Annotated in this window: 19 protein-coding genes and 1 pseudogene; 3 read left to right on the top strand and 17 right to left on the bottom strand. The window is 50.2% G+C overall.

All coding sequences use genetic code 11. The features are described 5' to 3' along the window. Positions 1-9 precede the first annotated feature (9 nt). Both fdnH and fdnI read left to right on the top strand, forming a co-directional pair. Positions 10-894: a formate dehydrogenase N subunit beta gene (fdnH, locus tag FEK66_RS22560; protein WP_001240581.1), complete on the top strand. Its 885-nt coding sequence runs from the start codon at positions 10-12 to the stop codon at positions 892-894. Further along, entirely contained in the window at positions 887-1,540 is a 654-nt protein-coding gene (gene fdnI / locus FEK66_RS22555; RefSeq protein ID WP_000045638.1) for a formate dehydrogenase-N subunit gamma, read from the top strand. Before fdnH ends, fdnI begins: the two co-directional genes overlap by 8 nt. A gap of 227 nt (positions 1,541-1,767) precedes the next feature. Here the strand turns inward: fdnI and FEK66_RS22550 are convergent, their stop codons facing one another. From FEK66_RS22550 to bdm, 6 genes are all read right to left on the bottom strand, one after another. Next, positions 1,768-2,052 carry a HigA family addiction module antitoxin gene (locus tag FEK66_RS22550; RefSeq protein WP_000781370.1) on the bottom strand — a complete coding sequence of 95 codons (285 nt, stop codon included), beginning with the start codon at positions 2,050-2,052 and terminating at the stop codon, positions 1,768-1,770. Next, complete coding sequence (locus FEK66_RS22545) at positions 2,052-2,330, bottom strand: type II toxin-antitoxin system RelE/ParE family toxin (RefSeq protein ID WP_000605676.1); 279 nt, start codon at positions 2,328-2,330, stop codon at positions 2,052-2,054. The genes FEK66_RS22550 and FEK66_RS22545 overlap by 1 nt, the downstream gene beginning before the upstream one ends. Before the next feature lie 185 nt (positions 2,331-2,515). Further along, the gene (gene adhP / locus FEK66_RS22540) at positions 2,516-3,523 is read right to left on the bottom strand and encodes an alcohol dehydrogenase AdhP (protein ID WP_135493550.1); all 1,008 of its coding nucleotides are present in this window, start codon (positions 3,521-3,523) and stop codon (positions 2,516-2,518) included. 133 nt (positions 3,524-3,656) lie between these two features. Then, a complete protein-coding gene (gene maeA, locus FEK66_RS22535) occupies positions 3,657-5,354 on the bottom strand; it encodes a malate dehydrogenase (RefSeq protein ID WP_024166593.1) in 1,698 nt (565 codons plus the stop codon). A gap of 156 nt (positions 5,355-5,510) precedes the next feature. Beyond that, a complete protein-coding gene (gene sra, locus FEK66_RS22530; protein WP_000841557.1) occupies positions 5,511-5,648 on the bottom strand; it encodes a stationary-phase-induced ribosome-associated protein in 138 nt (45 codons plus the stop codon). Between the two features lie 101 nt (positions 5,649-5,749). Continuing rightward, on the bottom strand, positions 5,750-5,965 hold the full coding sequence (gene bdm / locus FEK66_RS22525) for a biofilm-dependent modulation protein (RefSeq protein WP_000495763.1): 216 nt from the start codon (positions 5,963-5,965) through the stop codon (positions 5,750-5,752). 349 nt (positions 5,966-6,314) lie between these two features. On the opposite strand from bdm, the gene osmC reads away from it, so the two are divergent. Further along, complete coding sequence (gene osmC, locus FEK66_RS22520) at positions 6,315-6,746, top strand: peroxiredoxin OsmC (RefSeq protein ID WP_000152305.1); 432 nt, start codon at positions 6,315-6,317, stop codon at positions 6,744-6,746. A gap of 55 nt (positions 6,747-6,801) precedes the next feature. On the opposite strand, the gene FEK66_RS22515 is transcribed toward osmC, so the two are convergent. From FEK66_RS22515 to FEK66_RS22465, 11 genes and pseudogenes are all read right to left on the bottom strand, one after another. Then, entirely contained in the window at positions 6,802-7,728 is a 927-nt protein-coding gene (locus tag FEK66_RS22515) for an ABC transporter ATP-binding protein (RefSeq protein ID WP_135493551.1), read from the bottom strand. After that, positions 7,721-8,707: an ABC transporter ATP-binding protein gene (locus tag FEK66_RS22510; protein ID WP_130210487.1), complete on the bottom strand. Its 987-nt coding sequence runs from the start codon at positions 8,705-8,707 to the stop codon at positions 7,721-7,723. The genes FEK66_RS22515 and FEK66_RS22510 overlap by 8 nt, the downstream gene beginning before the upstream one ends. After that, the gene (ddpC, locus tag FEK66_RS22505) at positions 8,704-9,600 is read right to left on the bottom strand and encodes a D,D-dipeptide ABC transporter permease (protein WP_130210485.1); all 897 of its coding nucleotides are present in this window, start codon (positions 9,598-9,600) and stop codon (positions 8,704-8,706) included. The genes FEK66_RS22510 and ddpC overlap by 4 nt, the downstream gene beginning before the upstream one ends. Beyond that, positions 9,597-10,619, bottom strand: a complete 1,023-nt coding sequence (locus FEK66_RS22500; protein ID WP_130210483.1) for an ABC transporter permease — start codon at positions 10,617-10,619, stop codon at positions 9,597-9,599. Before FEK66_RS22500 ends, ddpC begins: the two co-directional genes overlap by 4 nt. 1 nt (position 10,620) lies before the next feature. After that, positions 10,621-12,171 carry an ABC transporter substrate-binding protein gene (locus tag FEK66_RS22495; RefSeq protein ID WP_130224872.1) on the bottom strand — a complete coding sequence of 517 codons (1,551 nt, stop codon included), beginning with the start codon at positions 12,169-12,171 and terminating at the stop codon, positions 10,621-10,623. 13 nt (positions 12,172-12,184) lie between these two features. Beyond that, positions 12,185-12,766: a D-alanyl-D-alanine dipeptidase gene (gene ddpX, locus FEK66_RS22490; RefSeq protein ID WP_130210479.1), complete on the bottom strand. Its 582-nt coding sequence runs from the start codon at positions 12,764-12,766 to the stop codon at positions 12,185-12,187. A gap of 257 nt (positions 12,767-13,023) precedes the next feature. Then, positions 13,024-15,423, bottom strand: a complete 2,400-nt coding sequence (dosP, locus tag FEK66_RS22485) for an oxygen-sensing cyclic-di-GMP phosphodiesterase DosP (protein ID WP_138211547.1) — start codon at positions 15,421-15,423, stop codon at positions 13,024-13,026. 24 nt (positions 15,424-15,447) lie between these two features. After that, a complete protein-coding gene (gene dosC / locus FEK66_RS22480; RefSeq protein ID WP_130217557.1) occupies positions 15,448-16,830 on the bottom strand; it encodes a diguanylate cyclase DosC in 1,383 nt (460 codons plus the stop codon). Positions 16,831-17,179: 349 nt separating this feature from the next. Then, a complete protein-coding gene (locus FEK66_RS22475; RefSeq protein ID WP_131162621.1) occupies positions 17,180-18,499 on the bottom strand; it encodes a glycoside hydrolase family 10 protein in 1,320 nt (439 codons plus the stop codon). Between the two features lie 130 nt (positions 18,500-18,629). Then, entirely contained in the window at positions 18,630-20,165 is a 1,536-nt protein-coding gene (gene gadC, locus FEK66_RS22470) for an acid resistance gamma-aminobutyrate antiporter GadC (RefSeq protein WP_130210471.1), read from the bottom strand. Positions 20,166-20,320: 155 nt separating this feature from the next. Then, a pseudogene (locus tag FEK66_RS22465) lies at positions 20,321-20,521 on the bottom strand (glutamate decarboxylase); the annotation flags it as partial.

Below are 20,521 nucleotides of genomic sequence, written 5' to 3'. Positions count from 1 at the left end.
GGCGAACAGATGGCTATGGAAACGCAGGACATTATCAAAAGGTCCGCAACTAACTCCATCACGCCGCCTTCGCAGGTGCGTGATTACAAAGCAGAAGTCGCGAAACTTATCGACGTTTCTACCTGTATCGGCTGTAAAGCCTGTCAGGTGGCGTGTTCGGAGTGGAACGACATCCGTGATGAAGTGGGGCACTGCGTCGGGGTTTACGATAACCCCGCCGATCTGAGCGCCAAGTCCTGGACGGTGATGCGCTTTAGCGAAACCGAACAGAACGGCAAGCTGGAGTGGCTGATCCGTAAAGACGGCTGTATGCACTGTGAAGATCCGGGCTGCCTGAAGGCGTGCCCGTCTGCTGGTGCAATCATTCAGTACGCTAACGGGATTGTCGATTTCCAGTCGGAAAACTGCATCGGCTGTGGTTACTGCATTGCCGGGTGTCCGTTTAATATTCCGCGCCTCAACAAAGAGGATAACCGGGTATATAAATGCACACTCTGCGTCGATCGCGTCAGCGTCGGTCAGGAACCGGCTTGTGTGAAAACTTGTCCGACCGGGGCTATCCACTTTGGCACCAAGAAGGAGATGCTGGAGCTGGCGGAACAGCGCGTGGCGAAACTGAAAGCGCGTGGTTACGAACATGCTGGCGTCTACAACCCGGAAGGTGTCGGTGGTACGCACGTTATGTACGTGCTGCATCACGCCGATCAGCCGGAGCTGTATCACGGTCTGCCGAAAGATCCGAAGATCGACACCTCGGTAAACCTGTGGAAAGGCGCGTTGAAACCGCTGGCAGCGGCTGGCTTTATCGCCACTTTTGCTGGGTTGATTTTCCACTACATCGGTATTGGCCCGAATAAGGAAGTGGACGATGACGAGGAGGAGCATCATGAGTAAGTCGAAAATGATTGTGCGCACCAAGTTTATTGATCGCGCCTGTCACTGGACCGTGGTGATTTGCTTCTTCCTGGTGGCGCTGTCCGGGATTTCGTTCTTCTTCCCGACGCTGCAATGGCTGACGCAAACCTTCGGTACGCCGCAGATGGGGCGCATTTTGCACCCGTTCTTCGGCATTGCGATTTTCGTCGCGCTGATGTTTATGTTCTTCCGCTTTGTGCATCACAACATCCCGGATAAGAAAGATATTCCGTGGCTGTTGAACATTGTTGAAGTATTGAAAGGCAATGAGCACAAAGTGGCGGATGTTGGTAAGTACAACGCCGGACAGAAGATGATGTTCTGGTCGATCATGAGCATGATTTTTGTGCTGCTGGTGACCGGGGTGATTATCTGGCGTCCGTACTTTGCGCAGTACTTCCCGATGCAGGTTGTCCGTTACAGTCTGCTGATCCACGCGGCTGCGGGCATCATCCTGATCCACGCCATCCTGATCCATATGTATATGGCATTCTGGGTGAAAGGGTCGATTAAAGGGATGATCGAAGGGAAGGTGAGCCGTCGCTGGGCGAAGAAACACCATCCGCGCTGGTATCGTGAAATCGAGAAGGCAGAAGCGAAAAAAGAGAGTGAAGAAGGGATATAATCTCTTTTGAACTTTAAGCTGAAAATGGCGCTGTAAAAGGCGCCATTTTTTATTGTAGACAACGTGCACTTTGTTCATGCCGGATGCGGCGTGAACGCCTTATCCGGCCTACAAACCGTTCAAATCCAATAGATTGCAGTGAACGTGTAGGCCTGATAAGCGTAGCGCATCGGGCAATGTTGCGTTTGTCATCAGTTTCAAATGGCGCTTTATAAGGTGCCATTTTTTTATTGCGTAACCAGACGGCGCAGTCGCGACACATCCACCGTTTTTTCAGCCTCTGCCAGGCTCCAGGCGTTTTGCAGATTCAGCCACATTTGCGGTGAACTGCCGATCACCACGGAAAGTTTAATTGCCATTTCTGGCGTCAACGCTGCTTTTCCGGTCAGCAATCGGCTTGCCGTTGAGGGCGCAATTTCCATTGCTCTGGCAAACTCGCGCAGGCTGACATTAAGTTCGTCCAGTGATTCCTGAATAATGTCCCCCGGGCGGGGATGATTGGCCATTTTCATCAGTGATAGTCCTCGTAATCCAGTATGTATGCATCGCCATTGACGAATTCAAATGTGATTCTCCAGTTGCCCGAGACAGATATCGCCCAAATTCCATCGCGATCGCCGCTTAACGGGTGTAGTCGGTAACCGGGCATATCGATATCAGCAAGACAGCTTGCTGCATCAATCACAGCGAGTCGGTGGCGTAATCGTTTGACTTGCGTCGGTATAACGCCGGAGGTTTTGCCGAGAAGAAACAAGTCACGCAATCCCTTGTGTCTGAAATTCATTATCATCTCTTCATCCTTGTTCCCTCGAGAGGAACACTATCACTATTGTTCCGTGCAGCGCAACAAATTTCGCTACGTTTTCGCGAATTGTGAGGGGAAAGATGGGGGAGGAAAAGAAGAAGAGTGAAATTGCGGAAAGCGTCTCGCAAAACAGGCTGCGACCCGAACATGGCAGTCGCAGCAAAGGCCTCTTAGCGGCGGAAATCAATCACCATACGGCCACGGATTTTGCCTTCTTCCATCTCGGTAAAGATGGTGTTGATGTCCGCTAACGGACGCAGGGCGACTTTCGGCACCACTTTGCCTTCGGCGGCAAACTGGAAGGCTTCGGTTAGATCCTGGCGCGTGCCGACCAGCGAACCGACCACTTCAATACCATCCAGCACAAGGCGTGGGATATCCAGGCTCATAGACTCCGGCGGCAGACCGACAGCCACAACACGACCGCCTGCTCGTACAGCATCAACCGCCGAGTTAAACGCAGCTTTAGCCACCGCTGTCACCACAGCGGCGTGAGCGCCACCGGTTTTTTCCTGCACAATTTTGGCGGCGTCTTCAGTGCGTGAGTTAATCGCTAAATCAGCGCCCATTTCGGTCGCCAGTTTTAACTGCTCATCATTGACATCAATGGCGATCACTTTGGCGTTAAATACATTCTTTGCGTATTGCAGGGCGAGGTTACCCAGACCGCCAAGACCGTAAATAGCAAACTGCCCTGGACGAATTTTTGACAGTTTCACTGCTTTATAGGTGGTGACGCCCGCACAGGTAATGCTGCTGGCCGCCGCCGAGTCCAGGCCATCTGGCACTTTTACCGCATAATCGGCGACCACGATGCACTCTTCCGCCATCCCGCCATCAACGCTGTATCCGGCATTTTTTACCGAACGACAGAGGGTTTCGTTACCACTATTACAGTATTCGCAATGACCGCATCCTTCGTAAAACCACGCCACGCTGGCACGATCGCCTGGTTTTAATGAGGTGACACCTGGGCCAACTTCTGCCACCACACCAATACCTTCATGACCCAAAATCACACCGGTCTTATCACCAAAATCGCCATTCTTAACATGAAGATCGGTATGACATACACCACAACACTCCATTTTCAGCAGGGCTTCGCCATGTTTCAGTGAGCGCAGTGTTTTATCCGTAACGTCAACATGATGATCCTTCGTAACAACCGCAGCCTTCATAGTTCCTCCTTTTCGGATGATGTTCTGCATAGCAGGTGAGGCAAATGAGATTTATTCGCCACTACCCAGTATGGATGAGATCTAAAAAAGGGAGAGAAAAATTGCCCGGTAGCCTTCACTACCGGGCGCAGGCTTAGATGGAGGTACGGCGGTAGTCGCGGTATTCGGCTTGCCAGAAATTATCGTCAATGGCTTGTTGCAAAGCTTCGGCAGACGTTTTCACCGCCACGCCTTGCTGCTGCGCCATTTTGCCAACCGCAAACGCAATTGCGCGGGAGACTTTCTGAATATCTTTCAGTTCCGGTAGTACCAGACCTTCGCCGTTCAGCACCAGCGGCGAATACTGAGCAAGCGTTTCACTTGCCGACATCAGCATCTCATCGGTGATACGTGACGCGCCGGAAGCAATAACGCCCAGCCCGATGCCCGGGAAAATAAAGGCGTTGTTACACTGGGCGATAGGGTAGATTTTATCTTTCCATACCACTGGGTTAAACGGACTGCCAGTGGCGACCAGCGCGTTACCTTCGGTCCAGGCGATAATGTCCTGCGGTGTGGCTTCCACGCGTGAGGTCGGGTTAGACAGCGGCATCACGATCGGACGCGGACAGTGTTTGTGCATCTCACGGATGATTTCTTCGGTGAAAAGCCCGGCCTGTCCTGAAACGCCAATCAGAATATCTGGTTTTACATTGCGCACCACATCCAGCAGTGACAGCACATCGCTGTCGGTATCCCAGTCACTGAGGTTTTCGCGCTTCTGCACCAGTTTGGTCTGGAAAGGCAGCAGGTTCGGCATCTTGTCGGTCAGCAGGCCAAAGCGATCGACCATAAAGACTTTCTGCCGCGCCGCTTCCTCGCTTAATCCTTCGCGCTGGGTCTGGGCGATGATCATTTCGGCAATGCCGCATCCCGCTGAACCTGCACCGAGGAAGACAATTTTTTTCTCGCTTAACTGACCACCTGCCGCGCGACTTGCCGCGATCAGTGTGCCTACCGTTACCGCCGCGGTTCCCTGAATATCATCATTAAAGGAACAAATTTCATTGCGATAGCGGTTAAGCAGTGGCATCGCATTTTTTTGCGCGAAGTCTTCAAACTGTAACAGCACGTCCGGCCAGCGTTGTTTCACAGCCTGGATAAATTCGTCAACAAATTCATAGTATTCGTCGTCTGTAATACGCGGGTTACGCCAGCCCATATACAGCGGATCGTTAAGCAGTTGCTGGTTATTAGTGCCGACATCCAGCACCACCGGCAGCGTATACGCCGGGCTGATACCGCCACAGGCGGTATAGAGTGACAGTTTACCAATTGGAATGCCCATCCCGCCGATGCCCTGGTCACCAAGCCCCAGAATACGTTCGCCGTCGGTCACCACAATCACTTTGATATTATGGTTCGGCACGTTTTGCAGAATATCGTCCATATTGTGGCGGTTCTGGTAAGAGATAAATACGCCGCGTGAACGACGGTAGATCTCAGAAAAACGCTCACAGGCTGCGCCGACGGTTGGGGTATAAATAACAGGCATCATCTCATCAAGATGATTGTTTACCAGACGGTAGAAGAGGGTTTCGTTGGTGTCCTGGATATTACGCAGGTAGATGTGCTTGTCGATTTCGGTTTTGAATCCCTGGTACTGGATCCACGCACGTTCCGCTTGTTCTTCGATGGTTTCGACCACTTCCGGCAGTAACCCCAGCAGGTTGAAGTTACGGCGTTCTTCCATGCTGAAGGCGCTGCCTTTATTCAACAACGGAAATTCCAGCAGTACAGGGCCAGCGTAAGGAATATAAAGCGAACGCTGTTTTTTTGTTTTTGGTTCCATGTCACTCACTCTTTTTTGAATATCCATCCCTGGGGTGCTTTTATCTTCTTTGCTTTACCGCCAGGGCGTCGGCCCCAAGTATAAAGCAGATAAAAACAAAAACACCATTGCGCAGGCAATGGTGTTTAATCGTCATTGAGGACTGATTGTTAAAGATTACTTTTCAGCGGGGCGTTTTCTGCCGGTTGGGGTATTTACTACGCTGGATTTGTCACCTTCGGTAACTATTTTGCGCTGGTTAGAAATTTTATGATCCAGTCCAAGAATATGACGTGCCTGACGATTCGATTTCATTTGTACTCCTCAATCCTGTAGCTAGTTTTAAGGACAACATCGCCGTAGCGAAGAAACACGTGCTAAACCCCTAAATTAGGTTGCCGATCAAGCATAGCAGCTTAAAGCGTAGGGTGCTGGCCGCTGATCACATAATTTATCGTTTGCTGGTAGATGTCACTGAGGATGTCGTTATCAGAGGCTTCGACCCATTTGGTCAACTCCATGAGAATGTCATCTTCAGTGACAACACCATGCTCTGCCCGAAGGCCTTGCTCAATGGCATTAACCAGAGCGGGTTCTGCTGTTGAATTTTCTGCCTGATAATAAGTAAACATAGTGATTCTCCGTGTCTGTGTATTTATGGTGTCTGCTACGGATCGCAGATTTATAAAGCACATTCAGCATGACAAATATTTACCGCTTCGTTGTTAAGATTAGTCCTGGTTGATGATTTTTATATTTTAACTGCATGATATTGATGGGGATTGTTATTGTAATGAGTTGATTTATATTGAGGTAATATCTCTTGGGTTATATATTTCCGGTTATCTATTGTGGTGTGGGCGTTTAATTTAAGTGCAGGAGAAATATTTTCGCCTGATTTTATTCGGAATATCCTGCTTATCCTCGTGCTGATTCTCACGTAGTCTATAATTTCCTTTTTAAGCCCACAGGAGAGCAAGAATGACAATCCATAAGAAAGGTCAGGCACACTGGGAAGGCGATATTAAACGCGGGAAGGGGACAGTATCCACCGAGAGCGGCGTGCTGAACCAACAGCCGTATGGGTTTAACACGCGTTTTGAAGGCGAAAAAGGAACTAACCCTGAAGAACTGATTGGCGCAGCGCATGCCGCATGTTTCTCAATGGCGCTTTCATTAATGCTGGGAGAAGCGGGATTCACGCCAACATCGATTGATACCACCGCCGATGTGTCGCTGGATAAAGTGGATGCTGGTTTTGCGATTACTAAAATCGCACTGAAGAGCGAAGTTGCCGTGCCGGGTATTGATGCGTCCACCTTTGACGGCATTATCCAGAAAGCAAAAGCAGGATGCCCGGTTTCACAGGTACTGAAAGCGGAAATTACGCTGGATTATCAGTTGAAATCGTAAAGCGTTGCCGGATGACGCGTCAGGCGCGTGATTGCCTGATGCGTTGTTAGCATCTCTACAGCGCCCGCCAGCACCTGATCTCACGTCCGTCAGCCCGCGTCGTTAATGATTGCCGGACTTCACATCCACTGGTTGCCAGAGGGCAGCGTTCGCGGAAAAAACAGCCCTGTGGCAGCGTGCGGTTTCCTGGTAGTTCTGTTTTACGCAATGCCCATTCCTCCTCCAGCGGCTTATCAATGGCGGGGAGGGAATCCAGCAATAATCGGGTGTACGGATGTGCCGGAGTAGAGAGCACCTGCTGAGCGTCGCCCAGTTCCACAATCTGCCCGAGATACATCACCGCCACCCGATCGCTCATATGACGAATCACTGAGACATTGTGTGAAATCAGCACATAGGTCAGCCCGCGATTTTCCTGTAGCGCTACCAGCAAATTGAGGATCTGCGCCTGCACGGAGATATCCAGCGCCGAGGTGGGTTCATCCAGCACCATCACATCCGGTTGCGAAGAGAGTGCTCTGGCAATGGCGATGCGTTGTCGCTGCCCGCCGGAGAACGCATGAGGCAGGCGGTCGAGATACTCCGGTCGAATCCCCACCTGTACAGCCAGTTCCTCTGCCAGCGCCCGCCGCTGTAGCTCACTACCGCGGTTTGCAATCCATACCGGTTCCGTGATGATGCGCCACACCGGTAAGCGAGGATTGAGAGAAGAGAGCGGGTCCTGAAATACCATCTGCATTTTGCGCTGTGATCCTGAACGAGTGCACTGCCCGTGACTCGGTTGCAGCATACCCATCAGCAACTGCGCAAGGGTACTTTTGCCACAGCCGGATTCTCCGACGATCCCTAAGGTTTCACCACGGCGGATCTGCAAGTTTATGCCATTAATGGCATGAACAAACTCGGTAGTTCTGCCAAGCCAGTTTTTGCGGGCAGGGAAATCGATATGGACGTCGCGTAACGTTAATAACGTGTCAGACACTGATGACCTCCTGCTGCGGATACCAACAGGCGCAGCGGTGGTTGTTGTCACCACACGCTGTCAGCGCCGGGACGTTTTCACACTGTGCACCTGCCGCATAGCAACGATCGCGAAAAGCACAGCCGTCAGGCAAACGGGTGAGATTTGGCACCGTCCCTGAGATGGCGGGTAAGGGCTGACGCGGTATTCCATGTTCCGGTGCACATTGCAGCAAACCAATGGCGTACGGATGCCGGGGAAGATGGATAACGTCTGCCGTCACGCCGCTTTCAATTACGCTTCCGGCATACATTACATAGACGCTATCGCACAGTTGCGACACCACGGCCATATCATGGCTAATGAACAGCACCGCAGTTCCGCTGGCGCGGGCTTTATGTTTAAGCAGGCGCAATACCTGCAACTGTACAGTGACGTCCAGCGCCGTGGTCGGTTCGTCGGCAATAATCAATTGCGGCTCGCAGGAGAATGCCAGCGCAATCATTACCCGCTGGCGCATACCACCTGAAAGTTCAAACGGATAGCGCGACATCACTTCTGCCGCATCCGGGATTTGCATCTCTTCCAGCAAAGCAATCGCTTTAGTTCTGGCTTCCCGACGACTTAATGGTTGATGATGACGGATCACGTCCATCATCTGAAGACCTATTCGACGTGTCGGATTGAGGGCGGTCATCGGTTCCTGAAAAATCATCGCTACCCGAGAACCACGCCACTGACGAAGCTGTTTTTCCCCAGCGTTAAGAACATCTTCTCCCAGCAGTAAAATCTGGCCTTGATGCACGCGATAACTGCCTACCGGCAGTAGTCGCATAATCAACATTGCGGTGACTGATTTACCTGAGCCGGATTCTCCCACCAGACCGACAATCTCCCCGCGGTTGATTTGCAATGACACATTGTTGAGCGCGTGAACGTCGCCGTTAAAACCGGGGAAACTCAGATGCAGTTGTTGAATGTCCAGAACGGGTTGGGTCATGACTGCTTTCCTCCTGCTTTCGGGTCAAGCAGATCGCGAATACCATCGCCAAAGAGATTAAACCCGACGGCAGTAATCAAAATCGCTGCCCCCGGAAATGCACAATACCACCACTGATCGAGTACATAGTTGCGACCATTCGCCACCATCGCCCCCCATTCAGCACTCGGTTGTTGAGCACCCAGACCAATAAATCCCAACGTGGCGGCCATTAAAATCGCGCTACCAATATCCAGCGATGCCTGCACAATCAGCGGCGGCAGGGAGTTACGTAAAATATGCCAGTTGATCAGATGCCAGCGTGACGCGCCAAAGGTTTTCGCCGCCTGAACGTAAGTGTACTGGCGGACAACTAATGTTTGCCCCCGCGCCAGGCGTACATAAAACGGGATACGCACAATAGCAATCGCCAGCATGGCGTTAAACAAACTCGGCCCGAGAGCGGCAGCCAGCGCCATCGTCAGTACCAGCGAAGGAATCGACAGCATAATGTCCATAATGCGCATGATGATGGCGTCTGCGCGCCCGCCCAGCACGCCTGAAAGACAGCCGAGCAGCGAACCAATAATGCCAGCAATAGCGACCACCACTAATCCGGCGAGAACAGATTGCTGGCTACCGACCAGTACGCGGCTAAACAGATCGCGTCCCACTTCATCGGTGCCAAACCAGTGCGCCGCAGAAGGCGGCAAAAGGCGGGTAGTTAAATCAATGGCGTTGGGATCATGCGTCGCCAGCCATGGTGATAAAACCATCATCAGTAACACTAATACAATGATGACTGCGCCGGTCACGGTAAGCGGACTGCCTTTCAGCATCCATAACAGTTTTGCAAGGTTAAATCTCGTTCGTTTTTGCGGACGTACTACGGGTGTTTCCTCGCTTAGCATCATTCATCACCTCCGCGTCCGATACGCGGATCAATCCACAAATAGAGCAAATCCACCACCAGGTTCACCAGCACATAAGCAAACGAAACCACGACCGCAAAGCCCATCACTGCCGGGAAATCGAGCGCCTGTATTGATGTCACTACCCAGGCACCCATTCCGGGCCAGGCAAAAACGGTTTCGGTGAGCACGGCGCCATACAGCAAATCACCCAGCGCCAGCCCCAAAACGGTAATCGAGGGGATCAACGCATTGGGTAGCGCATAACATAAAACGATATACCAGCCGGGCAAGCCGCTGGCCCGGGCGGTACGAATGTAGTCTTCACTCAATTGTTCCAGCATCGCCGAGCGAATTTGTCGGGCGACAATTCCCAGGTGAACGAACGCCAGGGTTAACGCCGGTAAGATGAGATGTTGCAGCGCATTGAAGAAGACTTCACCGTTTCCTTCAAGCAGCGCATCGAGCAGATAAAAGCCGGTTACATGTGTTGGCGGATCCAGCCAGTCATCAAGCCTTCCGCCACCTGGAAGAATTTGCAGATGACCATAAAACAGCACAATGACGCCCAGCCCAAGCCAGAACGCAGGTGTGGAGATTCCGGTAATTGCCATTAGTCGCACCAGATGATCCAACCAGCGATTTCGCCAGACGGCAGAGAGTATGCCTAGCGGGATGCCAATCAGGAGTGCCAGCAGTAGGGCGCAAACTGCCAGTTCCAGCGTCGCCGGGAAAAATATGCGCAACTCTTCCAGCACCGGACGCCCGGTACGAATGGATGTTCCCAGGTCACCATGAAACAGATCGCTGACGTAGCGGTAAAACTGCACGTATAGCGGCTGGTCGAGCCCCAGTTGTTGGCGAATATTTTCCACGATAGCATCGCTGGCCCGGTCGCCTGCCAGCAACCGCGCCGGATCGCCGGGGATCAGGTGCGAGATAATAAACGTAATCACGCAGACGCCCGCCACCACGAGCACCAGCCCCCAGCAGCGTTGGCGTAAAATACTCCAGAAGGTCACGTTATTTACTCATGGTATTGATATTGAAGACCTGTTCCAGCATGGGATTAAACACGAAGCCTTTCACTTCTTTGTTCATCGCCAGTTGGTAGTTTTTCTGGAACAGATACACATAAGCAGCGTCATCAATGACGATTTTCTGTGCCTGCTGGTAGTCCCGGGTACGCTGCATCTGGTCGGTGGTCGCGAGTGCATTGCGCAGTAACTTATCGACCTCGCTGTTTTCATAGAACGAGCGGTTACCCGGCAGACCTTTTTTGTCTGACTCAAACCAGTAATTCATAAACATATACGGGTCGGCAAAATCCGGACTCCAGTTGCCAATCGCAATGTCGTAATCACCTTTACCCACTCTGTCGCGCATGGTGGCGTTTGCCAGTTTTTCCAGCTTCACATTGATGCCCAGCTTGTTGAGACTGGATTGTGTCGCCAGGGCGATCGGTTCCCAGTTCGGGTCGTTATCGGAATAGAGAAACGTCAGGCTGGTGGGTTTGCTCGCTACTTTATCCCATTCGGCTTTGGCTTTCGTTTCGTCATGGCTATATTGCATTGCCGTCGCATCGTATCCCCACATGCCTTCCGGAATCGGGCCGCGCATTTGTTTCCCGTTACCACTAAGAATGCCGTTAACCATGCCCTGATAATCGGTAGACCAGGAAATGGCCCGACGCAGATCCGCCTGGTTAAGTGGCGCTTTGCTGTTATTCAGATACAGATAGGTGACGCGTAGTGACGGATACTCCGCCACGTTGACTTTATTTTCCTGCTTCAGTGCGTTGAGTTGATCCACGGGCAGCGCATCGGCAATGTCAATGTCGCCACGGGAGAGCTGCAGGCGACGGGAGGCACTTTCACCAATAATTTTTACCGATACCCGTTTGAAGTTCGGTTTATTGCCGGGGTAATGCGGATTTGGCACCAGAACTAATTGCTGACCTTTTTGCCAGCTTTTCAGCATAAACGGTCCGGAACCGGCGGTGTTTTGCGCGAGGAAACCGCGGGCATCATCCGCAGCGTGTTCCTTTAAGACCGCCGGATTGATAATGGATGCACCGTCATTCGCCAGGGTGTACAGGAACGGTGCGAATGGTTGGCTAAGGGTAAACTTCACCGTATGTTCGTCAGGAGCGTCAATTTTTAAATCTTTGGGAAATGCTTCCGCTGGCCCCTGGCCGATTTTCAGCAACCGCTCAAAAGAGAGTTTTACAGCTTCGGCAGTGACCGGCGTGCCATCGGCAAATTTAGCGTTGTCCTTCAGGGTGAACGTCCACTCTTTTTGATTATCAGACGCTTTCCAGCTACTTGCCAGATCGCCTTCAACGTCGGTTGAGCCTTTATCACCGTCCGTTTTGTACTGTATCAGTCGCTGATAAGATGGGTAGGTTACGGTCCAGTCGTTATTATCAATCGTCACCGCCGGGTCGAGGGTTTGTGGGTCGGCGGCCTTACCAATCACCAGCATATCTTTTGGTACGGCGGCGTGAGCAACCGGCAGTGTGGCGGCAAGGACGATTGCGATCAGTGTAGGGCGAAATGATATCGATCTTTTCATGACAGTTTCCTGATTAACTAGCGTGCTGTGTAGTAGGAGATGCAAAACAGGCGAACTGGTCAGCGAGCAGCGGGTAACTTGCAGCCTGCGGTAATTCGAAGTGCCACCATTCGCTGGAGATACCAATAAAGCCACCGCCAGTCATAATCGCATTCAGCAACAGGCGATTACGCTGGGCAGCGGGCGGTACGGAAGGGTGCCAGGCATGGGAGCGCTCGTGCATTTCATCGAATCCGGCCCCCATATCCAGAATGAAACCATGCTCATCACGAAGCGTCAGGTCAATTGCCGTGCCACGGCTGTGATTGGAGCCTACAGCCACATCAACGACATATTGCGGGTCAGGGCAGGCTTGCCACAACATTGCCTGTGCTTGTTGTGGGCGATACGCGTCGTAAATCACCAGTTGTAAGCCTGACAGTTGGGCGATACTGATGCTTTTCGCCAGCGCGGTAATCGCATCCTTGTGTAACAGGCAACGCGCTTGCTGATAAATCGGCTTGCCTGTGATGTTATCGCTACAGGCGTATTTCAAATCGATCTCCAGCTCAGGGAAGATAACGGCTAAATCAACCAGCTCGGTGGTATCCGACATAAACGGTTCCTGTATAAGACAAAAATTGCTGCGCTTTCCGCTTATGCAGATCTCATGCCATGCCGGGATAAGCGCCATAATGCTGGCTTAAAGTTATATTTTTTAACTTTTGATCAACATTTGTGCAGCGTAGTGCAGTTTTGGTGCAAGAGGGGGACTTAAAGGAGGAATCTCCAGGAATCGTAGCGGAAATCACAGTATTTAAGTGACAGTGTCACGTCAAATTAAACCCCGCGAGTGCGGGCGAGAGAAAATTGTCAGATTTTCAGCGGTAACACGCTGCTCATCCAGCCTGGAATTTCTTCGGCGGGCAGGGGGCGGGAAAAGAAATATCCCTGAATAACGCGACAGTGGATCTTGCGTAGCATCTCAAATTGTTCTTTGGTTTCGACGCCTTCCGCCACGACGGTTAAATTGAGGCTTTGCCCAATGCTGGTAATGGCTTCAAGTAAGGCACGGATGCGTTTTTCGGTCAGGCAACGATCGACAAAGCTTTTGTCAATTTTGATTTCCGTTACCGGAAGACTGACTAAACGGGATAAACCAGAAAAGCCAGTGCCGAAATCATCGACAGATAAACCTACGCCCATATCACGCAGGATCTGAATGCGCTTAAAGATTTCGGTATCGTGTTCCATCATCATGCTTTCCGTGATTTCCACCGTCAGCTGGTGGCCGTCAATACCCCAGGCTTGCATTGCATCAGACACCTGATTGGGTAGCTGATTGCTGCGAAAGTGCAGCGCAGACAAGTTAACGGAAAGCGCCGGGATATGAATATTCTGGCTACGCCATTCTGCTAGCTGGCGGCAGGCTTCAGCAATAACCCAGCGACCAATGTTTTCGATTTCACCAATCTCTTCAGCAAGGGGGATAAATCGTGAAGGAGGAACATGACCATGCTGTGGGTCATACCAGCGAGCGAGGGCTTCGATACCATACAGCTCACCGGTTTCCGCAAAGATCTGCGGCTGATAAACCAGTTTTAGTTTGTTGCTGCTGATAGCTTCTTTCAGCGCCGCACCGAGAATCAGACGCTCTTTCACCATTTCGTTCATTATCGGGCTAAAGAATTGCCAGCCGTTACCGCCGTTTTTGCGAATAAAATCCATCGCATTGTGGGCAGTCGAAAGCAGGTAGTCCCGGTTTTTACCAATGTCGTAACTGATACCAATGCTTAAAGTTAGCGGGAATGGTTTATCGTCAATCATGACCGGTTTATTGACGACGTTACGAAGTTCATCAGCTATTTGGGTAATGATACTGACGTCGTTTTCCGGGCTGATGAGGACAAACTGTGTACCTTCAATACGACAGAGATACTGGTCAGGTTTGACCTTTTCGCGAAAGCGATTGACCACTTCCAGCAATGCCTGATCGGCCCACGCATAGCCCAGACTGTCGATGACATCCTGAATATGGTCAATGCCAATAAGATACACCACCGGAGAGACGGCATTTTCTACCAGGCCATCGAGATAATTGTGCAGGTTATTGCGGTTTGGCAAACCGGTCATCGGATCAAACTGAATGAGCTGCTCAATATGCTGGCGACTTTTTTCCTGTTCCAGCGCCAGGGCGGCCATATGCTGGCTGATATCCGCCACTCGTTCGATAAACGCGCTGGTTACCGCCCCGGACGCTGTTTTGATTTTCAGAATCCCGGCAGGTGCGCCATCGCGCTGGCGAATGGTGACTGACCAGCTTTGCGCATTCTTTACTTCCGTCCCATGAGAGGATGACGCCCAATGCACCGGCATACCATTACGCAATGCATACAACGACACATGGGATTCATGAAGAATGGATTCAATATTCCGGCAGATGATTTCGCCCATTTCATGAAATGGCGGGCTGCTACACATCGCGGCGAGGATATTGCCTTCAAGCTCACGAATTTGTCGTTCTTCGGTGATATCGGAGAAGGTCATCACCAGGTTTTGCAGATTAGCCAGCACATCATAAACTGGGCTAATAGAAGCTTTGATCCAGATTTTTTCCCCCGTGCGCGTTAACAACAGAAATTCATCCTGATCACGCGCTGTTTTCCATAGCAGTTGCTGTAAGCGAATACGATTATCTGCCGGGTATTCAGGGATGTTAAGCAAAGCATCGGGCTGCATACCGCTGGCTTCGCTGATGCAGTAACCAAACATTTCAGTAAACGCGCGATTGCACTGCACGATATGGCGTTCCGGGTCCAGCACAATGACCGGGCGGTCGAGATGGTCAACGGCAATAATTAACTGCCGGGTCTGTTCTTTCTGTGCCATTTCTACGCTGGCATCACGTACCAGCGCCAGGTAATAAATTTTCCCTTCGGCAGTGACTTTGGATAGCGCGAAACGGGTCCAGATTTTACTGCCATCTTTTTTCTCCAGCTGCAATTCCCGGCTCATACCTTCGACCCGCGCTTTACCGCCTTCGCGGTTATGGCGAATATATTCTGGATGCGTAGGGCGCAAATTATGGGGAATCAGCATATCAATGTTATTGCCTATCACCTCTTCGCGTTTATACCCCCAGAGCTTCTCCGCCGCAGGATTAAAAAACATTACTTCGTCATTTTCGTTAATTAACACCGCGCCCATCATATTTTGCTCAAGGGCGGGAAAAAAAATGCCGTCGGCGGCATTTTCTGCATCGGTTAGCTTCATGATTACCTCTGCATCCGGGAGCATCTAAAGACTGGCTTTCCAGAGTTCAACACGGTTTCTACCTCGTCTTTTCGCGATATACAGAGCTTCATCGGCTATTTGAATTAAGCGTTCATAATCAGGATGCCCATTAAACATGGCAGCGCCAATGGACAAAGAAAGGGTTATGTCTTCGCCATTTGCGGCTTTCAGTTTGGTTTTTTCCACCCGGCTGCGGATCCGCTCTGCGGTACGCAAAGTGTCATTTTCTGAAGCTTCAGTCAGCACTATGATAAATTCATCGCCACCGTAGCGAAAAACATAGTCACTGCTACGTACGTTGTCGTAAAACGCCTGTGAGACTTTACGTAAAATCTCATCGCCTGTGTTATGTCCCCATGTATCGTTGATCTCTTTGAATTTATCTACATCGATGATCAGAACAGACAATGGTGTACCGGCCCGATTGGCATGGGCAATTTCACGTTTGAAGATAGTCGGCAAGAAACGGCGGTTAAGTAATTTCGTCAGTACATCCATACCTACTTCATGACGCGAGACTTCTTCAAAGAGTTCACGCAGTAAGGTGATAATTTGCGATACGGTATTTCGTATCTGTAATAAAAACTTCACGCGCAGACTTTTGTTACTCAAATTTTTGGCATTGAGCATTGCCTGATGAAAAATCCCGTCGAAATCCTGAATAAGACGAGAGATATGACCAACTTCAGCAATGCCACTAAAATAATGGCGACCTTTATGGTTAAACCACAGGCCAAAATCAGCCTGACTTAACGGTAAGCTGCTGCCTAAATCAGAATCCAACAGGACTTTATAAATAATATCTATTTCCCATGAAAGTAATGAGGCTATTTGTCGTTCTTTTTCTTCTTCGGCGTTTTCCAGTAATGAGAAGATACGATAGTTCTCGTCTTCTTTAGCCGCGCTACTGTCGCTAAAGGTAAATGCTCTGGTCATCACTTCCATAGCTATGTCGATACTGTTAATCGAAAAGTGATAAACCTGAAGTTTTTCAGAAGGTGAATAATCAGAGGAAAATATTACCGGGTAGAGGATTTTTTTCAGCACGCGAAAACCCATCTCGACAATTTCTACCGGAATGCCAATACGAGCATGGACTTCGGCTACGGTATGTTGGATTTGTATAAGTCTTTCAACATCGTCCGTTTGCGCAGAGAGCACATTGATAATCCACGTTTCCATCGCACTTTTAAGTTGCCTTTCGACCTGTTCGTTACTCAAAAACTCTTCGGCATGCGGGTCAGTGCGTACAATTCGATAAAACTCAACACTTAAGTAATGAGCATGCGTTACGGCAATTTCTGCCGCTTTGTTACGAATGAGGGGGTCGACCTGGGCAACTAATCCGGTCCACTCATCTTTCATTCTTTTAAAATACATCTCCATAATTCATACCCTTATACGGCTGGAAAGGCAGACGGAATTGAAAAACGAAACGCAACTCGTTTGGACAGGTTTATGGCACCATATTCTCCTGAAATATGAAGATATACTGAAACGAAATAAGTGACTTATGACAGTTTTAATCTACGCTACTGGTCTTCTGAAGAGTATAGCCTATCGTAATTATTTTTCGGTGATGGTTAATATCGTATGGTTTTTCATATTCATACGTTTTTATCAGGGGAATTATAACAATTCGACTTAAGTTGATTTGATTATTAGTTGAGTGTGTTTTGTTGATGACAAGCCGGTGTTTAAAGCACCGGCAGTGTCACAAAGTAAGAAAGGGCGTTTAGCTTCCCCAACGGCTTTGCAGATAGCTAACTGCCTGTTGAGTTTGCGGTTTGTTCAGATAGTCTTCGCGGAACAAAATCGTGCCGCTAATTTCTGGCACGGCGTCGTTAAGATCGAGCTGCTTTTTCAGTTCTGGCACGCCGCCGTTAACCATCCAGTCTGGCTCTATCTTTGAAGGTTCGCCGACTTTATAGAAGGCGATACCAATATAAAGACGGGTTTTGGTTGGTTTGACGACATCTGCCCACCATTTTGCCAGTACGTCATAACGTGCTGCGCTACGCGAGAACGGCCAGTAAATTTGCGGGGCTATATAATCCAGTAAGCCTTGTTCGACCCAACGACGAGTGTCTGCGTAGGATTCATCATAAGCTGCGGCCCCGCGCGTATCAGAACCGAGCGGATCGTGTGAGCGATTGCGCCAGACGCCCGCAGGGCTTACACCAAATTCGACTTCCGGCTTAATACTTTTAATGGTGTGCGACACCTTAGCAATTAACTGCTGGGTATTGTTGCGCCGCCAGTCAGCTTTTGACGCAAATGCACCACCGTATTTGCGGTATGTCTCGTTATCGTTAAGCCGTGAATCCGGCGATTCAGTATAAAAATAGTCGTCAAACTGCACGCCATCTACCGGATAACGAGAAACCACTTCAGCAACTATCGATGTGATCCAGTCCTGAACTTCAGGGATCCCTGGGTCGAGAACAAAACGGTCACCTGACGTCCTGATCCAGTCGCGATGTTGAACATAGACACTGGCCGGTTGTTGAGACAGGGTGCTATTCAGTTCCCTGATAGTTCCGGGCTTCGTATTAACCGACACGCGGTAGGGATTAAACCAGGCATGTACTTTCATCCCACGCTTATGGGCTTCGTCGAGAATAAATTGCAGCGGATCGTAACCAGGATATTCACCAATTTTGCCGGTCATTAGATCAGACCATGGCAAAATCTTCGACGGCCAAAGGGCAGTGCCGTCGGGCTTCACCTGGAAAAAGACCGTGTTAATTCCCAGTCGTTGCAAGTTTTCCAGTTTGTCGATCATCGCCTGCTGTTGCACGCGAACCCGGCTGGTGGGGTTGCTGATGTTAACCGAGGAGACGGGGGGCCAGTCGAGGCGGGACACCGTGGCCAACCAGATACCGCGCATAGGTTGCGACGATTGTTGTACGGTCGCTGGTGGTTTTGAGCCTGCTGGTGGTGTCGTCATTGAATCTGGAGGCGTGCTTTTACAACTACACAGTAAAAGAGCCAGTGCAACCAGTGCCGCTGGCCTTTTAATCGCGGATTTCACAGTTCGGGAGCAGATATCCATATATGCTTATTTCCGGTAAACAGATGTGCGCTTATTCTCGTACTTATCTGGGGCAAGTCAATACGGCAATAAGTACGCAAAAGGGAGCGATTAATTTTCGCTCCCTTGTGTTATTACCACTCAGACACGGTTAGTGTTTCTTATCGTTCATCACAATATAGTGCGGTGAACGAGCACGTGGATGCAGGAAGAAGTGACCTTTCGGCGCGTTCTGGCTGTTAATTGGCTCCAGTGTAACACCTGTATTCGCTTTGCCTTTACGGTCATGAATGGCATAGAGAATAAAGGGCAGGGCAAGAACCACCAGGAAACTAACGACCAGTAATTCGACATACATATCGGTAGAGTCACCCTGGATGTTATCCGGCGGCAGGAAGGAAACAATAAACGCCATAATTGAAGTCAGCAGACCGACAATAGCCACGACCAGTTTCACCCCTTTACCACCAGGGATATTAAATGTGCGTTTTAAGTCAGGATGTTTAAGAACCAACACAATGTAGCCAATAAACAACATGAAATAAGCACACAGATAAATCACCACCGTCAGCGCCAGTGCGATCAGGAAGGACATGTTGTTACCACCACCGGTGTTGGTGAGGATGATCAACGCGATAGAGGTAATCACCAGCTGGGAAATTACCAGAGTTACCGGCACACCATTTTTGTTCATTTTAGCGAACGCGGCGGGCAGTAGATTTTTCTGCGCGGTGACATACATCCCACGAGAAGGGCCAACAATCCATGAGGCGATTTCCGCCAGAACACCCAGCAGCAGCAGGGCAGAGATAACGCGAACCGTCCACTCAATTTCCGGTGCTACATGAGACATCAGCACGGTGAATGTTTGCATTACACCTGCGGAGAGGTTGATTTCATTACCCGGAATCACCATCGCAATGGACAAACCGCCTACTGAACTTAAGCAAATCGCTGCCACCATCAGTAGTAACATTGCCAGTGGATAGTCGCGCCCGGGGTTGCTCATTTCATTGACGTGGGTCGCGGAAGCTTCTACCCCCATATAACTCAAAATGAAGGCGACAAACACAACCAAAGTGCCAACTTTCGAGAAATCAGGGAAGAATGTTTTGGCATCCATTTCGATAGCAACCGGTGCTCCGGAGTGCAGATAAATCGCTGCTAATGCAATCAAAATAAATGCAGGCAGTAGAATACCCGCGAAGAAACCCACTTTCGCAATTCGCGCAGTATATTTAGTACCGCCAAACTGAGTTAATGCCAGCGCCCAAAGAATAATCAGCGCCGCGATAGTTTTCGTTACCGGCTCTTCATTCAGTGCTGGCCATTTCAGAATGTAGGACAGCGCCCCTAACACGAAATAGAGCATTGGAATAAAGCCAATAGCGATTTGCAGATAGCCAAATGAGATTGCAGCGAATCCCCATTTCGGCCCCAGGGTATTTGATACCCAGGCGAACACGCCACCTTCTTCCCAGCCGTCCACGGTAGCCATTTCCGCAGCACAAAGACCAACGGGAATAAACCATAAAATCCCGCCTAAGAGCAGGAAGAAGACCAATGAAAAGCCAGATGTTGCGAAGGTAGGGTATTCATAAACAGCCATTACCATCGACGCCGTGATGGCGAAGAACCCGAGTAATGTTAGCTGCTTAGCTTTACCTGTCTGTACTGATGTAGCCATATTATCCCCCTAAAACGGTTGTCCTGTGGAACCGCACCTGTTTTGCTCTGAAGTGCCTTCAGAACAATTTTTTCCGTTGCTAATGCCAGTGAACAGACTTCGGAAATTGTCCCGAAACGGGTTCGTTTCGGGACACCGTTACCGCTTAAACGTTATCAGGTATGTTTAAAGCTGTTCTGCTGGGCAATACCCTGCAGTTTCGGGTGTTCGCTGAGGTATTTCAGGGAGGCTTTGTAGTCTTCCAGTAACAGTTCAGCGAAGTCCATTTCGAAGCCACGGCGGCACATAATGCGCATTACCACGATGTCGGTGGCTTCACCACCGAGGGTAAATGCCGGAACCTGCCAGCCGCGCAG

The sequence above is a fragment of the Escherichia sp. E1130 genome (assembly GCF_005781065.1).
Classification (GTDB): domain Bacteria; phylum Pseudomonadota; class Gammaproteobacteria; order Enterobacterales; family Enterobacteriaceae; genus Escherichia.
The sequence above is the reverse complement of the archived record's forward strand: the minus strand, read 5'-3'. Positions and strand labels throughout refer to the sequence as shown.

Bases quoted from the DNA above. Each gene is read 5' to 3' on its own strand.
- FEK66_RS22545 (WP_000605676.1), bottom strand. From the start codon at position 2,330: ATGATAATGAATTTCAGACACAAGGGATTGCGTGACTTGTTTCTTCTC.
- dosP (WP_138211547.1), bottom strand. From the start codon at position 15,423: ATGAAGCTAACCGATGCAGAAAATGCCGCCGACGGCATTTTTTTTCCC.
- osmC (WP_000152305.1), top strand. From the start codon at position 6,315: ATGACAATCCATAAGAAAGGTCAGGCACACTGGGAAGGCGATATTAAA.
- FEK66_RS22495 (WP_130224872.1), bottom strand. From the start codon at position 12,171: ATGAAAAGATCGATATCATTTCGCCCTACACTGATCGCAATCGTCCTT.
- fdnH (WP_001240581.1), top strand. From the start codon at position 10: ATGGCTATGGAAACGCAGGACATTATCAAAAGGTCCGCAACTAACTCC.
- adhP (WP_135493550.1), bottom strand. From the start codon at position 3,523: ATGAAGGCTGCGGTTGTTACGAAGGATCATCATGTTGACGTTACGGAT.
- dosC (WP_130217557.1), bottom strand. From the start codon at position 16,830: ATGGAGATGTATTTTAAAAGAATGAAAGATGAGTGGACCGGATTAGTT.
- gadC (WP_130210471.1), bottom strand. From the start codon at position 20,165: ATGGCTACATCAGTACAGACAGGTAAAGCTAAGCAGCTAACATTACTC.
- ddpX (WP_130210479.1), bottom strand. From the start codon at position 12,766: ATGTCGGATACCACCGAGCTGGTTGATTTAGCCGTTATCTTCCCTGAG.
- FEK66_RS22475 (WP_131162621.1), bottom strand. From the start codon at position 18,499: ATGGATATCTGCTCCCGAACTGTGAAATCCGCGATTAAAAGGCCAGCG.
- FEK66_RS22510 (WP_130210487.1), bottom strand. From the start codon at position 8,707: ATGACCCAACCCGTTCTGGACATTCAACAACTGCATCTGAGTTTCCCC.
- sra (WP_000841557.1), bottom strand. From the start codon at position 5,648: ATGAAATCGAATCGTCAGGCACGTCATATTCTTGGACTGGATCATAAA.
- ddpC (WP_130210485.1), bottom strand. From the start codon at position 9,600: ATGATGCTAAGCGAGGAAACACCCGTAGTACGTCCGCAAAAACGAACG.
- maeA (WP_024166593.1), bottom strand. From the start codon at position 5,354: ATGGAACCAAAAACAAAAAAACAGCGTTCGCTTTATATTCCTTACGCT.
- fdnI (WP_000045638.1), top strand. From the start codon at position 887: ATGAGTAAGTCGAAAATGATTGTGCGCACCAAGTTTATTGATCGCGCC.
- bdm (WP_000495763.1), bottom strand. From the start codon at position 5,965: ATGTTTACTTATTATCAGGCAGAAAATTCAACAGCAGAACCCGCTCTG.
- FEK66_RS22550 (WP_000781370.1), bottom strand. From the start codon at position 2,052: ATGAAAATGGCCAATCATCCCCGCCCGGGGGACATTATTCAGGAATCA.